Origin of the sequence: Neobacillus niacini, from assembly GCF_023715415.1 — a bacterium.
In the GTDB taxonomy this organism is placed as follows: domain Bacteria; phylum Bacillota; class Bacilli; order Bacillales; family Cytobacillaceae; genus Neobacillus; species Neobacillus niacini_C.
This window is the reverse complement of record NZ_JAMBOB010000002.1, coordinates 493,647-507,742: the sequence shown is the minus strand read 5'-3', so window position 1 is coordinate 507,742 and position 14,096 is coordinate 493,647. Positions and strand designations below refer to the sequence as shown.

Annotated in this window: 13 protein-coding genes; 4 read left to right on the top strand and 9 right to left on the bottom strand. The window is 36.5% G+C overall.

Annotated elements, in window-relative coordinates; genetic code table 11:
* Window positions 1-25: 25 nt before the first annotated feature.
* Complete coding sequence (locus tag M3189_RS05850; protein WP_251632834.1) at window positions 26-1,447, bottom strand: serine hydrolase domain-containing protein; 1,422 nt, start codon at window positions 1,445-1,447, stop codon at window positions 26-28.
* Between the two features lie 1,308 nt (window positions 1,448-2,755).
* Between M3189_RS05850 and M3189_RS05845 the strand changes: the two genes are divergently transcribed.
* Both M3189_RS05845 and M3189_RS05840 read left to right on the top strand, forming a co-directional pair.
* Window positions 2,756-4,159: a purine-cytosine permease family protein gene (locus M3189_RS05845; protein ID WP_251632833.1), complete on the top strand. Its 1,404-nt coding sequence runs from the start codon at window positions 2,756-2,758 to the stop codon at window positions 4,157-4,159.
* 155 nt (window positions 4,160-4,314) lie between these two features.
* Window positions 4,315-4,812, top strand: coding sequence for an SRPBCC domain-containing protein (locus M3189_RS05840; RefSeq protein ID WP_251632832.1), 498 nt, complete (start codon window positions 4,315-4,317; stop codon window positions 4,810-4,812).
* 111 nt (window positions 4,813-4,923) lie between these two features.
* Here the strand turns inward: M3189_RS05840 and M3189_RS05835 are convergent, their stop codons facing one another.
* Window positions 4,924-5,454 (bottom strand): hypothetical protein, encoded by a 531-nt coding sequence (locus M3189_RS05835; protein WP_251632831.1) that lies wholly within the window; start codon window positions 5,452-5,454, stop codon window positions 4,924-4,926.
* Between the two features lie 14 nt (window positions 5,455-5,468).
* Window positions 5,469-6,953 carry an FAD-binding oxidoreductase gene (locus M3189_RS05830; protein ID WP_251632830.1) on the bottom strand — a complete coding sequence of 495 codons (1,485 nt, stop codon included), beginning with the start codon at window positions 6,951-6,953 and terminating at the stop codon, window positions 5,469-5,471.
* Between the two features lie 166 nt (window positions 6,954-7,119).
* On the opposite strand from M3189_RS05830, the gene M3189_RS05825 reads away from it, so the two are divergent.
* On the top strand, window positions 7,120-7,884 hold the full coding sequence (locus M3189_RS05825) for a nucleotidyltransferase domain-containing protein (protein ID WP_251632829.1): 765 nt from the start codon (window positions 7,120-7,122) through the stop codon (window positions 7,882-7,884).
* 285 nt (window positions 7,885-8,169) lie between these two features.
* Here M3189_RS05825 and M3189_RS05820 read toward each other — a convergent pair whose 3' ends face one another.
* The 4 genes from M3189_RS05820 to M3189_RS05805 form a co-directional block, all read right to left on the bottom strand.
* Complete coding sequence (locus M3189_RS05820; RefSeq protein ID WP_251632828.1) at window positions 8,170-8,751, bottom strand: sugar O-acetyltransferase; 582 nt, start codon at window positions 8,749-8,751, stop codon at window positions 8,170-8,172.
* A 245-nt stretch (window positions 8,752-8,996) separates the two neighbouring features.
* Window positions 8,997-9,461 carry a hypothetical protein gene (locus tag M3189_RS05815; protein ID WP_251632827.1) on the bottom strand — a complete coding sequence of 155 codons (465 nt, stop codon included), beginning with the start codon at window positions 9,459-9,461 and terminating at the stop codon, window positions 8,997-8,999.
* A gap of 565 nt (window positions 9,462-10,026) precedes the next feature.
* Window positions 10,027-10,998 carry an alpha/beta hydrolase gene (locus tag M3189_RS05810; protein WP_251632826.1) on the bottom strand — a complete coding sequence of 324 codons (972 nt, stop codon included), beginning with the start codon at window positions 10,996-10,998 and terminating at the stop codon, window positions 10,027-10,029.
* A 209-nt stretch (window positions 10,999-11,207) separates the two neighbouring features.
* The gene (locus M3189_RS05805) at window positions 11,208-11,627 is read right to left on the bottom strand and encodes a MerR family transcriptional regulator (protein WP_251632825.1); all 420 of its coding nucleotides are present in this window, start codon (window positions 11,625-11,627) and stop codon (window positions 11,208-11,210) included.
* 177 nt (window positions 11,628-11,804) lie between these two features.
* On the opposite strand from M3189_RS05805, the gene M3189_RS05800 reads away from it, so the two are divergent.
* A complete protein-coding gene (locus M3189_RS05800; RefSeq protein WP_251632824.1) occupies window positions 11,805-12,212 on the top strand; it encodes a MerR family transcriptional regulator in 408 nt (135 codons plus the stop codon).
* 399 nt (window positions 12,213-12,611) lie between these two features.
* Here M3189_RS05800 and M3189_RS05795 read toward each other — a convergent pair whose 3' ends face one another.
* Complete coding sequence (locus tag M3189_RS05795) at window positions 12,612-13,016, bottom strand: cupin domain-containing protein (RefSeq protein WP_251632823.1); 405 nt, start codon at window positions 13,014-13,016, stop codon at window positions 12,612-12,614.
* Between the two features lie 19 nt (window positions 13,017-13,035).
* Window positions 13,036-13,899: an aldo/keto reductase gene (locus M3189_RS05790; protein WP_251632822.1), complete on the bottom strand. Its 864-nt coding sequence runs from the start codon at window positions 13,897-13,899 to the stop codon at window positions 13,036-13,038.
* Between the last annotated feature and the right edge of the window lie 197 nt (window positions 13,900-14,096).

Here is a 14,096-nt window from a genome sequence, read left to right as displayed (position 1 = left end):
TCATTTTCTCCACATTATTCAAAGTCTAAATATGATTACTAATTCGATAATAAACTCTTACTATTGTAAGAACTAAACCAATGATGAATACGATTGCCAATAAAATCATCGCAGATGGAAAAAGACCGAAGGCATCCATCATCGTCGAACTGTTATTCTTTAGCGTTGGTACAATAAAGAATAACCACCCTATCCCCATGACTGGTATCAATTGTGGAATTAAACGCAGATAGAATCTCCAAGCTGGATGTTGTTTGCGTTTAAAACTCCATTTTTCACTTCTCCGTATTCCTCTTATGCCTAAAGTTATGTAGATCAATGTGATAACTCCAAGTGATAAATCAATCAGCCTAGGGGTTGCAGCTTTCAATTCAGGTTCTTTGCCCTCTGTTAATTGGATTATGCCTGAACTGATTTCATATGAATGTTCAAATGTAGTGGTGAAACTATTAAGTAAAACAGCAACACCATAGCCGCTGCTTGGAACAATATCCTGTTGAGATTGGAAAGTAGAGATTGATCCACTGTGAGAAATACGTGCTGGTTTCCTATCAGGTGAGCTAATTGACCAGCCAAGCCCATACTTTTCAGTTCCAGGTTGTGGTGAATACGACTCTTTTAGTAGCTCTAGGGACAATAATTGTTCTCCCTTTTCATTTTCCCCACTGCTTGTATGCATAGATAGCCATTTTCCCATGTCACTAGCTGTTGTAAAGATACTCCCAGCACCACTGAACATTTTTTCAAGCTCTGTCCAGGGCATTGCCGTGCCATATAACGTAACATATCCTAGAGGTATACCGAACTTTTTTACAATATCCCCCGAGTTAACTGCCGAGATAGTGTCGTTCATTCCAAGCCGTGAGAAGACATTCTGCTTTAAATAGTCATTAAACTCCATCCCACTCATTTGTTCTACCAAATAGGCAAGGGTCCAGTAGTTTGCATTACTATAAAGATATTTTTCTCCGGGATTCGATTGGAGATTCCAATCATGCAGTCGTTCTACCCCTTCTTTTAACGTATTGGCTGGGGCGACAATGGTCGGATTTGGCACCCCAGATGTGTGACTCAGCAAATGACGTACCGTAACCTGTTTCCACCTCTCGTCATCAAGTGTGAGTTCCGGAAGATAATGAATAACAGGGTCGTCCAGTTTTACCTTACCTTCATCAACTAACTGCAAAACAGCAAATGCTGTAAATGGCTTCGACCCAGATGCAATACCAATTTTAGAATTCGCTGTCAGTGGTTTTCCGGTAGAGTCATGGCCATACCCTTTTTCATATAGGGTCTTCCCATTCTTTACGATTACAATCGCTGCACCAGGCAGTCCGTTTTTTTCGATATACTTCGTAACATATTCATCAACATCTGCAGTATCAAAGGCTTTAACTGCCTGGGCTGATAAAGGTTCATACCATACTTGTACAAGTATAAATGTCAATAGTATAAAAAAAATTTTACACATACCAATCTCCATTTCTTCTCCTTTTTATTCCACTGCTGTCCCTTCGCAAACGATGTACTGGTTCTGGGAAGGCATTACTTTTTTTTATTATCCTGCATAGTAATTGTTTACTATCATTATCATCTTCAACTACTAAAATGTATATTAGCTGTGCCACTTATTTCCTATCTTCATATCTATAGTCCGTTTGATCGAGTTATTAAAACAAAGCCTTAGGTCTTACTTTTTATTTAGGCTTTGGCCGGTTTTATACATACTCTTAATTTTGTATGATTGTTGTACTGTGTCGGATACAGCAACATAATACCCACACTTAATTGGAATCAAGAATTTGTAAACCAACTTTCAATTTATTCGAAAAAAAACAAAATGGAGGAAAAATTTAAATGAAAACAATAATAGAAGCAAAACAAGCCAAGAAAACATATGGTACAAAGGAAAATGTATTAAAAGTAACAATACAGTTTTGAGTTATAAATAGAATCAGAGAGTGTAAATAACATAAAAAACGCTTGGATTTCAAGCGTTTTCCTTTAACTATTAAACTGGCATTTCTTACTAGAAAACGCTAGTACCACCTTTTAAAATGTTCTATTTAAAAAGGATTAGGATGGAATCCAATATTGCTTTAAGTATAATATTTCACTTAATTTAGTCATATTCTTCCTGGTCTACTTATTATCCTCTAAATTTGAAAAAAAGAGACACATTCCTTATTAGGAAATGCGCCTGATTACTAAAAGACCGTGGAAAAGACCGTGACGGTTCTTTTGGTCTAACCTTGAGAACCGTAGTTGTGGCAAGTGCATGAGTGACCGCTCTTTCTTCTTTTAGCTATTCTCCGGCTCTCATCTAGCCTATGATTCCCCCTTTATTCTTTAGCTGTTTCCATCGGACTGTCTTGTTGGAATAAATGAAACTGGCTTACATTTAATTTTCCCTCTTTCATGTATTTCCATTATTAGCCATATAGCGTCTTATCATAGCTAAAACCTGAAAGTTTAGGTTGATAAAGATAAAAAACAGTCAATCGCACCGTGTTAAAGCGTATATTCTACAATATTACTCCTGTAATATTCGGAGTATCTTGGACGAATACTAAGATAGAAGCAGTATTTGGGTGATTATGTTACGCTAGAGGTGTTATATCACAGATTATGTCGAATAATCATGTTTGAGTACAGACTGTAATTATTGTTATGATTAGTCCATTAGTTCACTATTTATGAATTTATTTATTGCAAGGAGCATCCTTGTGAAATCCATCACAAAAAGGAGTTGATAATGTTGAGATCTGATACTACTACCGTTCAGAATCGCAACACAGAGTTGAGTGATGATTACTCATTGGATCGAGTACCTCTTAACAAAAGAAACATGGGCTGGTTAAGCATTACCAATATTACTTTTGGAATTGCTACGGCTATCTTTTATTTTCAAATGGGAAGTGTGATGGCCCTTCAATTTGGCGCCATCAATGCGATTATTTCCGCTGTATATGCGATCATTGTTGCCGGTATTCTTGGAACCTTAATTGCCTATTTATCTGCAAAATCAGGAATGAACGTTAATCTATTATCAAGGGGTGGCGGATTTGGCTATATTGGCGCCTCCTTGACCTCCGTTATTTATGCCACAAATTTTATTATGTACTGTGCGCTTGAAGGCTTAATCTTAGTTGCGGCTGTACACGAATTCTTTCCTCTTATTCCAAAATGGGGTTTAATTCTTTTCTTTGGGATCATCGTCATTCCATTAAATTGGTTTGGAATCAAGCAATTAGATAAACTACAAAAATGGTCCTTGCCCCTGTTTGGTATATTTCTAATTGCAGCCATCGTTGTTGCTGCCATCGAACCGTCCTTTTATGAAGGAAGCTTTTGGTCTTATATGCCAGAAAATGTTCAGGTTGGAGGAACTGCCCTTTTACTTTGTATTGGCATGCAGCACGGAATCATGGGATTAACTCCACTACTCGCTTCTGATTATGCACGTTTCCTCAAACCGAAGGATATGAAAATTGGAATATTTGCTATCGGTTTTATCCCGCAAATCTTTTGTTTTGGAGTGATGGGGGGTCTTGGAATTTGGTTCGGCGTTCGTCTCGGAGAACCGAATCCTGGAATCTATATCGTCCTGCTCCTTGGTGGTTGGGGAGCTTTATTTACGATGATCACTCAAATAAGAATAAATGTGACCAATATCTATAGTGGTTCACTGTCACTATCCAATTTTTTTGAAAATGTGTTTAAATTTAAACCAGGCAGGCGTTTTTGGGTAGTGGTTACGGGGGTATCGGCCATTGTCTTAATGCTTGGGGACATTGTGAATCACCTTGAAACCGTTTTGACTTTCCAAGGAGTTTTCCTATTATCCTGGGCAGCTATTCTTGTGACAGATGCTGTTTTCGTTAAAAAACTATTAAAGATTGGTCCTGGGTATTATGAAGCGAGACAACAGAATTTGCATAAATGGAATCCTGTTGGTGTTGGCTCACTTCTGATTTCATGCAGCCTTGGTACTGTTGCTGCACTTGGATTTATGGGAACATTCCTACAAAGTACGGCAGCATTTTTTGCAGCCATCCTCGCATCTATTTTAACGATTATTTTGGCCATTTTTACAAATGGAAGATATTATATAAAAGAAGAAGCAAATGATATTGCAAGAGAAGAATATATTGCTTAATTCTTTTTATCCCTCTACTAAGTGAATAGCGCCAACTTTTCTTTGGTGATTAATTACTTTATTTAAACGATTAATTTCTTTTACTAATGGTAAATTTGTTATCATTTGTGATGAGAATAATAAAAATAAAAACTAAAAATATTGGAGGAATCACAATGCCTACTCAAATCAAAATCACTCATACTTTCAATGCCCCACGAGAACTTGTGTTTAAGGCATTCACTGAATCAGATCACCTAAAGAACTGGTGGGGTCCAAAAGGATGGACATTTGAGGTTTTTAAATCAGAATTTCGTCCGGGCGGAGTCTTTCATTACAGCCAGAAACCTGATGACGGTAACAAAATGTGGGTTAAATTTGTTTACAGTGATATGATTACACCTGAGAAAATCGTTTACACTAGTTTCTTTTCTGATGAAGAAGGTACCGAAGTACGTGCACCCTTTAACGTAAATTGGCCAATGGAAATTCTGAATACTATTACGTTCAACGAGAATGAAGGAAAAACAACCCTTACTATGATTCTGGTTCCCGTATCCCCTACTCAGGAAGAAATCAACACCTTCGAAGATTCAAAAGAAATGGTTCAAGAAGGACATAGCGGTACCCTTGAACAATTAGATGAATACCTACTTAAGATAAAAACTGTATAAAACAGCCGCAGCAAAAAACACCGATCACCGGTGTTTTTTGTTATTTATAACTTGCGGCAACAATACATTACTTCACTAGAGTTAGCATAACAAAATCATGTAGAGATACATTCAGTTTGAAACAGCGCTATCCATATTATTTTTCATGAAGATGAATACAAGCCCGCAAATGAATAAAGTAGCCCCAAAGATAGTAATGAAAATGGTTGGGGAGATTATTTTTACAAAGGAAAGTGCAACCATAATTATACCAACCAGGAGATAGTGATTGATGGCGTGTAAACGAAAGGTATTCTGCTCTATATGCCAGGCGTGATGGTAACCTTGTAAGAATCCCAAAATAACCTGAAATAGGAGAGCAAGAAAAGGAAGCACTTCAAACGAAGTACTTATATTGCCAACGAATAAATAAACACCCCCCATCCCCATGTAGAGAAAAGGGATATACGAATTGGCAGGTTTTTTTCCTGCTTGGTGCATACGATAACCCAGGGCAGCACTAAAAGAAAAAGCAGCAAAAAGCCAGGTAAATAAAGTAAATGTCAGTGAGGCTTCTTTTAACCAAAGGATATAATACGGAAAAATGACAACCTGACCGACGGATACAACCAAAGGGACATAGAGTTCACTCAAAATCTTCATCCGATGCTCCTTCATTAAAAGTAATAGTCATAAAATATGTTTTGAAAAACACCGTTTGGATCTCGTTTTAATTTTTCTTCATGAAACATCTCCCACGATGGATAAGTCTTTCTAAATTGTTCTTTTGTTTGATAAGGATAATATGGGAGGTAATATCCCCCTCCGTGCTTGAGTGTCAAATCCGTCCATCCTTGAATAATCGCTTTCGCATTCTGAATCTCTTTTTCCTTTAAGCCATGTTGGATTAAAATGACGAGTCCAAACATATCTTCTTTGGCATAATTCAAATAAGTATAGTCATCCTTTGCAGCATAACGAACAGTAATGTTATGAATTTTAAAATCATCATTTTTATCATTCGCTGAGAGAAATCTTTTTAATTCACGAATATATTCTTCAAACTGCTCCACTGGAACGAAGAACTCTTGTAGTACTTCTACCCGACCAGGTTTTGTAAATTCCATAAATGCGGAATTCCCGCGCATTGCGTTATTTCGAGTTATCTCGTCTCCATCGAGTGACTTAATCAGTAGCTTTTGATTTTTCCAGAAAAGGTCCTCTAACCCACCGCCTTGCCGGCCAATATCTAGTGCCAGCTTACCAATACGGGCACCGTGTTCTTTTTTTAGCTTCGTTTGATGATCCTTTTTTCCAGTATTCTTGTAATCTATTACATACATTTCGTTCAAAAAAGAATGAGGCGCAACACTTACCCTTGCATAATGCATAGAGGTTTTATTATTACTCAATAAATTTGAAAAGTAGGCTTCATACTCATTTGTTTTAAGTTCTTCTGTATGGATGCTGTAAACATCATTTTCCGTTAATTCTAACGTAACATCTAAAATGACACCGAATAATCCATAGCCGCCAAATACAAACTTCATCCATTCCTCCGAGTCATTTCGAGTTACGGTTTTTATCTCCCCTGTTGGAGTCAGAATGGTCATTTCTCTGACGGTTCCCGCCATTGGGCCAAAGCGGATATCCCGTCCATGCGCATTAACGGAGAGCGATCCACCTATGGTAAAAATCGACTGTGATTGTGTAACCTTTAAAGCAAGCCCATAAGGTTGAATCGCTTCCTGAACATCTTCCCAGGTCGCTCCAGCTTCTACCTTTATTCTTTTGTGCTGTTTATCTATTTCCAGGATTTTATTGAATGTTTTCATATCCAATACAATGCTTTCCTTGTAATACGTATGTCCGCCTTGTGAATGTTGCATTCCAGCGATGGAAATATGTTGGCGCTTTTCATTTGCTTCTTTTACTATTTTTTGTAATTCTGTTCGTCCTCCTACTTTGACGATTCTTTCAATCCGTTCAGGAAGCAGACCTGTATAATCTGTTGTCAAATTGCTTTGAGAAAGGCCGTATTTTCTTTTTTCAATCGGAATGTTTACTAAAACGGAGACAACAAAAATACATACTACCGTTCCAAGAAACCATGGATTTTTATGTATTGAATGCTTTTTATTCCTTTTAGGAGAAGTCTCCACCCAACCAACCCCAATTAGTGTAATTTTACACTAATTTTAACAGGTTATGTAAATTTATTGCAATATTAAATTTTTATTCACCTCCACTTTTTCAAATGAAGATTGCAACATATACTTCATTATATTAAACTATCGTAATAACTATATTTTGGTAGGTGAACTGATTATGATTTTAGAGGATGCAGTAGCGGCAATATCAAATAGCCTTAAACAGGACAAAAGGGTCCAGTCGATTTTTTTAAAAGGTTCGATAGGCCGCGGTGAACAGGATGAGTATTCGGATATCGATATGTATTGCCTGGTGAATGAAGAAGATGTAGAAGCATTCAATCGAAGCAGAATCCAACATTTAGAGTCCTATAACAAACTACTGTTTCACGATGACATATTTATTGTGGCTCCGCAAATCCTAGCAGTCTATGAAAATTTAGTGCATGTTGACTTGTTTACCGTAACAGAACATACCTATACCGAAAAGGATTTTATTAAAGTCCTATACGATCCATACAATAAATTAGATAAATTCAAACAAAACCAGAACCTAAAACTTTCAAGTGTTGATTTTCAAGACGCTGTGGACGATATTGGGTGGTTTCTTTTCCAATATAAAAATTCATCTGCACGTGGTAATGATATATGGTCTGTTACTATCCTCCACCAAGTCATGACGCATCTTTCAAGAGTGTTATTACACAAATACAATCCAAACAGGGCACAATTGGGAATGAAAACAATCGAGACTTCTCTTCCCGCTGAAACAGTCCATTTAATGAAACTAGTCTATGAGAATATTACACCCCAGAAGCACAAACAGGCAGTTAAACTTATATGTAAACTATTATCCAATGAAACGGAGTGGATCTTCACAGAGGTAGCAAACCCAGGAAAGATTAAGCCGTTGTGGGAACGAATGATTACCTCATTTCATTAAAAAAGACCACAAAAAAATAACTTTATCAATTCATAAAGGGATCCTTTTCCTATCGCGAATCCTGAAAATGCAGCCAAAATTATAACCCAATTTGTACCGTGTATTGTATTTGTTTTTGTAATAAAAGAAAGGGCTAAGTTTTACAAAACTGAGCCCTTTCTTTTGTTGGTTTCAATTAGCTTGTTCAACTACAATCAAATGTATTATTGAAAAGTTGACTCCAAGGTACCTTGTGAGAAAATGCTACCTCCACGAGTTCTTGTTTTTTATCCATTGGAACCAAAATTACTTTAAATCATTATTAATTTTTTTTACAGCTTTAGCTGGCACTCCTGCAACAACAGTATTTTCTGGGACATCCTTAGTGACAACTGCTCCTGCCGCTACAACAGAATTATCTTCGATAGTCACACCAGGTAGGATTGTTGCGTTTGATCCAATCCATACATTATTACCAATAATAACTGGTAAGGGATATGTTGTGTTTCTTGTTTCTAAAGGTAACCCATGATTAAGTGTAGCGATCGTGACATTCATACCGAGCATTGAACCGTCTCCTATACTAATTCCACCTCTATCTTGGAAGGAACATCCTGTGTTGAAAAACACATTTTTTCCAATCGTTATATTTTTGCCGAAGTCCGTATAAAATGGTGGGAAACACATAAAGGACGAATCAACTTTATTCCCTGTTAGCTCACTAAAAATCTCTACTATTTCTTCCTTTGAATGATAGGACGTATTCAATGCCATTGTGATCTTTTGGGCTTCATAACTACATTCAGTTAGCAGCCCATGTAATTCTTTATCCTCACCTGATATTGGATTGCCTTTCCTACAAAAATCTATAAACTCTCTCATATCCATTTTTAAAAATCACCTACCCTTTTTGCTATTCATTTGATTTTACTTCTTGTTTTGTTCGGCGAATAACCATATCACAAAATACAATTAAATCATAATATGAGTTGTTCCATAAAATCGCCCGATTGGTAAACACAAGTTAACAACATTCTTCAACTCCCAATCTGCCAAGTTCCTTCAATAAGAAAAAATGACTCTCCTCTTATTGTAGAAACGCAACCCATTAGTTGAAGAACTCCTTATCTTTATTAGCGATTATTCTTTTTAAATTTATAAATGAGAATAACAGTTATAAGACCTATCATTAAAAAAATAAAAATTTTAATAATCCCTTGTTGCCCATCAAAATATCCATCAAAAGCACTTCTTACTTCATATTTCCCTTCTCTATTCGCCCTTATATATCGACCATTTGATTCTTCAATTGCTATTGCTTCATCTGTACTAATACCTTTGATGGAATAATACTTTGTCCCTTTTTTAAAGGTGTTTGAGAAGTTACCAGAATAAGATTTCATATCTGAATACTTAGTAACTTGACCAATCTTTCTATTTATTTCGGTTACATCCTCATCACTTACTACATAAATATAATCTTGCCAAACTACAAATGGATAAGCCCAAGAAGTTGCTAATGGCTTACTTGGAAATAAAAAAGATGTTAATAAAATAATTAACATTACAAAAAAAAGTAAATGCTGATTTATCTTCATAAAATTCCCCGTTAGCTTTACAAGCCATAATTACTTTTTCTTGACCAACCATAGACCTTAAATGTTTTATGTAATCCACTTTTATCTCCTTCTTATTCTATTTCAAAACTAGAAAGCAACTCAATGGCTAAGACCGTCTATACTGTTTTAATGCTGGCGAAGAAGGTCTTTGAACTATGGTGCCTTAGAGCCCATCCGTTAGTCTGACTCCAACGATCACGGTGTACCACCGACTGTTGCGCCCTTTAGGGGTAGCACTCATGGGAGATTAATCCTTTTTCTGGTTGTTGCGCCAGCTTTAACTGATTTCATTTTAAGTATAACGGTTTCACAAGTCGATGTACCAGCCAATCTTATATACAATCTTTCAAGAGGCTCAGCTTTTTTTAAAAACTGGTTTTTCTGGGTCTATTTTTTCATGCCCTTTTTCAGTTTTTATTTTCATGGGAGTTTAAGTACAGTTTTTCACAAACATAAAAAAACAGCCAATTTCAACATATTGGCTGTCCAGTAAAAGTTAATTATTAATTCTTTACCATTTATCATCAAAAGTTGTTTTAAATAATTAAAGCAAATTTCTTTGAAAGAATTCTGTAATTTCCTCAAATGGTATAAAATCAGTCTTGTCATACAAATCGGTATGACTAGCGTTCGGAATCACCGTCAGTTTTTTGTTATCACCTGTTAAATTTTTAAATGCGTCTTGACTAAAGTATAAAGAATGAGCTTTCTCACCGTGTATCATGAGTACAGCACTGCGGATTTCATTGCTATATTGTAAAAGTGGCATATTCATGAATGCTAATGAGGTAGTGATGTTCCATCCATCATTAGAGTTTAATGAACGCTCATGATACCCACGATTTGTTTTATAATAATCGAAATAATCTTTGACGAACGATGGTGCATCTTCTGGAAGTGGGTCTACTACTCCACCGGCTTTTTCATACTCTCCATTTTTGAAATCTATTATTCTTTGTGCATTTAACCTTTTTCTTGTTTCATATCGTGCATGTTCATCCACTGTGTCATGGTATCCTTTGGACATCACACGAGACATATCATACATGGTAGAGGACACCGTTGCTTTGATTCTTGTATCAATAGCAGCAGCATTTAAAGCCATTCCTCCCCAACCACAGATGCCAATAATGCCTATCTTGTCAGGATTAACATTGTCTTGAACGGATAAGAAATCTACAGCCGCTTGAAAATCCTCTGTATTAATGTCTGGCGATGCAACATAGCGAGGGGTTCCTCCACTTTCACCTGTAAAAGATGGGTCAAAGGCAATGGTTAAAAATCCTTTCTCAGCCATTGTTTGAGCATATAAACCCGATGATTGTTCCTTAACCGCTCCAAATGGACCACAGATAGCGATGGCTGGAAGCTTTCCTTCATATTGTTTCGGTTCATATAAGTCAGCTACCAATGTAATTCCATACCGATTATGGAAAGTAACCTTACGATGAGTAACTTTTTCACTTTTTGAAAAAACTTTATCCCATTCTTGTGTAATAGCTAAATTTTCTTTCATCTTTTCTCCACTCCTATATCTATTTGACTTGAATATTGTGTATGCATTATTAGGATAAACCCTAAACCTAACTTTAGGTCAAGTGTGATTTTAAGAAAATTTAGGGATGAAGGTTATGTAAGAAATTTTGACCAATTTTACGCTGATTACATAAAAAACCGCCGCCTACCCGACTCGTTACGAATCAGATAGGCGACGGTTTTACTATTTTATTGCAGGTTTAGGAGTCTTGGGTTAGACATTGTTTCTTTAACCATTTTTTCGGTTCCATCTGTTACGGCTTTCGTATAATATTCAACCTTGTATTCAATATAATTCAATGTGCTTTCTAATTCTTTAATTTGAGATTGGAGTGCCTCTCTACGAGCCAAAAACATTTCTAGACGTTCTTTCAATGTCTCATCTCCTTCTTGGCACCAATCAATAAAAGTCTTAATGTCTTTTATAGACATTCCTGATTTTTTTAGGCACTCAATGGCAATTAATGCTGAAACTGCTTCTTCGTCGAAGATTCGAATTCCACTTTCATTCTTTTCAAGATTTGGAATTAAACCCTCCTTATCGTAATATCTAAGAGTTGATATATTCAAATTGAATTTCTTAGCTACTTCACCTATTGTATTCCGCATCCTCTACTCACCCTTATCCAATCTAAATCCTACCTAAACCTAAAGTTAGGTCTATGTCTATGATAGCATAAGTTTACCTTTTAATATAAATCAATGATTTAAATGAGTTAATTCTGCTTTGGCTGCTGTTCTTGAACTATCCTGCACCTATAGCTGAAGAACAATTCGATGTGAAATTTGGCTAAAACGATACCTGGACAGCCGCGTTTCTATACGGATAAAGGATTAGTTCCAAGTGTACAGCGAGACAAAAACAATAATCGACTTTTTGATGACGAATCAATCAGTTGGCTTATAGGTGTTAAATATCTAAAACAATGTGGTATGTCAGTAGAAGACATTAAATCCTATGTAGACTTGTGTTTGGAAGGACGATCTACCATTCAAGAACGTTATGAAATCATTATGAAACAAAAAGCCATTGCTATGGAACAGTTGGAGGAAGCAAAACAAAGAGCTAAATATATGGAAGAAAAAGCAAATCACTACCTTGATATTATCAATGGAGTAGCCTCAGATGACACGAATCCTAAAGAATGGGAGTTAATAAATGTTAATACCTCTCCAAAAAAAAGAACAAGCTGATTTTCTTTTGGAAATCGGCTTGTTCTAAAGCATAGGAAACTTATTACCGCCTAATAATTAGTTCGATTTCTTTCCACTATTACAATGACTGCTACTCCGAAATTACACTGAATTTTTGAGGGAATGTACTTAAACAAATCTCCTTTCGTATAATGACCATCTCCTTTCCCCGCATTTTTTTAAGCAAGTTCAATTTTCAGGTCATAACCTGTTCATAAAACACTTAAAAAAATCAATGATAATTCATTAATCAACACCTGTTTATTATAATAAAGAGACACTGAATTCATTCAATGGTTAAATTAACGCAATTTGTTTATTACTCAACAAATCAACCAAAATTCTTGTATGACCGTCATAATTAACGCATCGAATCAAATGATTCGATGCGTTAATTATTTACAATTTGTTATAGGTTTCATCATCGACAGGTTCCAACCATTCCGGCTTACCTGCAGTGATGGCAATGTGTACAAACCAGCTATCTTGTGTAGCGCCATGCCAGTGTTTGACGCCATCGTGAGTGACTATAACATCACCAGCTTTTAAGAATTTGGCAGGTTTTCCTTCTTCTTGGTACCAGCCCTCTCCGCCAGTAACGAGTAAAATTTGAAATCCATCACGATGTATATGCCAGTTATTTCGGCATCCCGGTTCAAAAGTCACATTTCCAACACCAACGTTAATATTAGGGTCAGACACTAATCCTTTAAGATAACTTTGACCCACAAAAAATTGTGAAAAAGGATTTTTTTCCCCCGCTGGAAAAATAACGCCATTTTTTACTTCTTCATGTTTTGCCAATTTTAATTCCTCCACCTGTTTATTTTAACTTACCACCAAATACCGGGAAGAAGCTATGCTCACCATAATTCTGGATTTGCTCTACATTCTTTAAAGTCTCCATATCTGCATCGCTGATAGAAAAATCAAGCTCTGCATTGTTTCTCATATGATCCGGATTTGCCGTCTTAGGAATTACTACAAGACCAAGCTGAATATCATAACGTAGGCAAAGCTGGGCAACAGATACCCCGTACTTATCAGCTATTACCTTAACCTCTGCATTATCGAGAACTGCACCGTGCGCAATTGGAGAATATGCCTCTACCAGGATGTCATTCTTCTGACAGAATTCGATTAATTCCAAAGGAGTATTGCTCACATGTGCCAATATTTGATTGACCATAGGCTTAATTTCACAGTTTGAAAGAATATTCTCTGCATCATCCTGAAGGAAGTTAGAAAGACCGATTGCCTTTACCTTTCCTGCTTTATAAGCATCTTCCATTGCTTTCCACGCCTCTTTGTTTTCCTCGAAGTAACACTTCTCCTCACGGAACTCCGTCCAAGGCTGTGGGCTGTGGATAATCAGAAGATCAATGTAATCCAGTCCCAACTTTGCTAAAGACTCATCAATAGACTTCGTAACAGCATCATAGGTTTTTAATTCTGCCGCAACCTTTGTTGTGATGAAAAGTTCTTCTCTTGCGACACCGCAGGAACGGATTCCTTCGCCTACACCCGTTTCATTCATATAAGCCTGAGCGGTATCAATATGACGATAGCCGATAGATACTGCATCACGCACTGCCTGTGCTGCCTGCGCATCGTCAAGAAGCCAGGTACCAAGACCTAATTTTGGAATTTCTACACCATTTGATAGTTTGTAAGTTTCATTAAACATCTTTTTGTCTCCTTTGTATTGTTATATTTTTTGTAGTATCTTATTGACTTTACATCTTATAAATAAAGTTTGGACATGTGGATCCCACTAACTCTTAGCTGTTTATTTTTGTGTGAATTAGCGTACAGCAAGTGCTTCTATTTCAGGTTTCAATGCATAAGCCACGTAATACTTTGCACGCTGATCAAGCTGCTCGT

Excerpts from the sequence above, each read along its gene's own strand:
- M3189_RS05845 (WP_251632833.1), top strand. The coding sequence starts at position 2,756 with ATGTTGAGATCTGATACTACTACCGTTCAGAATCGCAACACAGAGTTG.
- M3189_RS05840 (WP_251632832.1), top strand. The coding sequence starts at position 4,315 with ATGCCTACTCAAATCAAAATCACTCATACTTTCAATGCCCCACGAGAA.
- M3189_RS05835 (WP_251632831.1), bottom strand. The coding sequence starts at position 5,454 with ATGAAGATTTTGAGTGAACTCTATGTCCCTTTGGTTGTATCCGTCGGT.
- M3189_RS05825 (WP_251632829.1), top strand. The coding sequence starts at position 7,120 with ATGATTTTAGAGGATGCAGTAGCGGCAATATCAAATAGCCTTAAACAG.
- M3189_RS05820 (WP_251632828.1), bottom strand. The coding sequence starts at position 8,751 with ATGGATATGAGAGAGTTTATAGATTTTTGTAGGAAAGGCAATCCAATA.
- M3189_RS05815 (WP_251632827.1), bottom strand. The coding sequence starts at position 9,461 with ATGAAGATAAATCAGCATTTACTTTTTTTTGTAATGTTAATTATTTTA.
- M3189_RS05810 (WP_251632826.1), bottom strand. The coding sequence starts at position 10,998 with ATGAAAGAAAATTTAGCTATTACACAAGAATGGGATAAAGTTTTTTCA.
- M3189_RS05805 (WP_251632825.1), bottom strand. The coding sequence starts at position 11,627 with ATGCGGAATACAATAGGTGAAGTAGCTAAGAAATTCAATTTGAATATA.
- M3189_RS05790 (WP_251632822.1), bottom strand. The coding sequence starts at position 13,899 with ATGTTTAATGAAACTTACAAACTATCAAATGGTGTAGAAATTCCAAAA.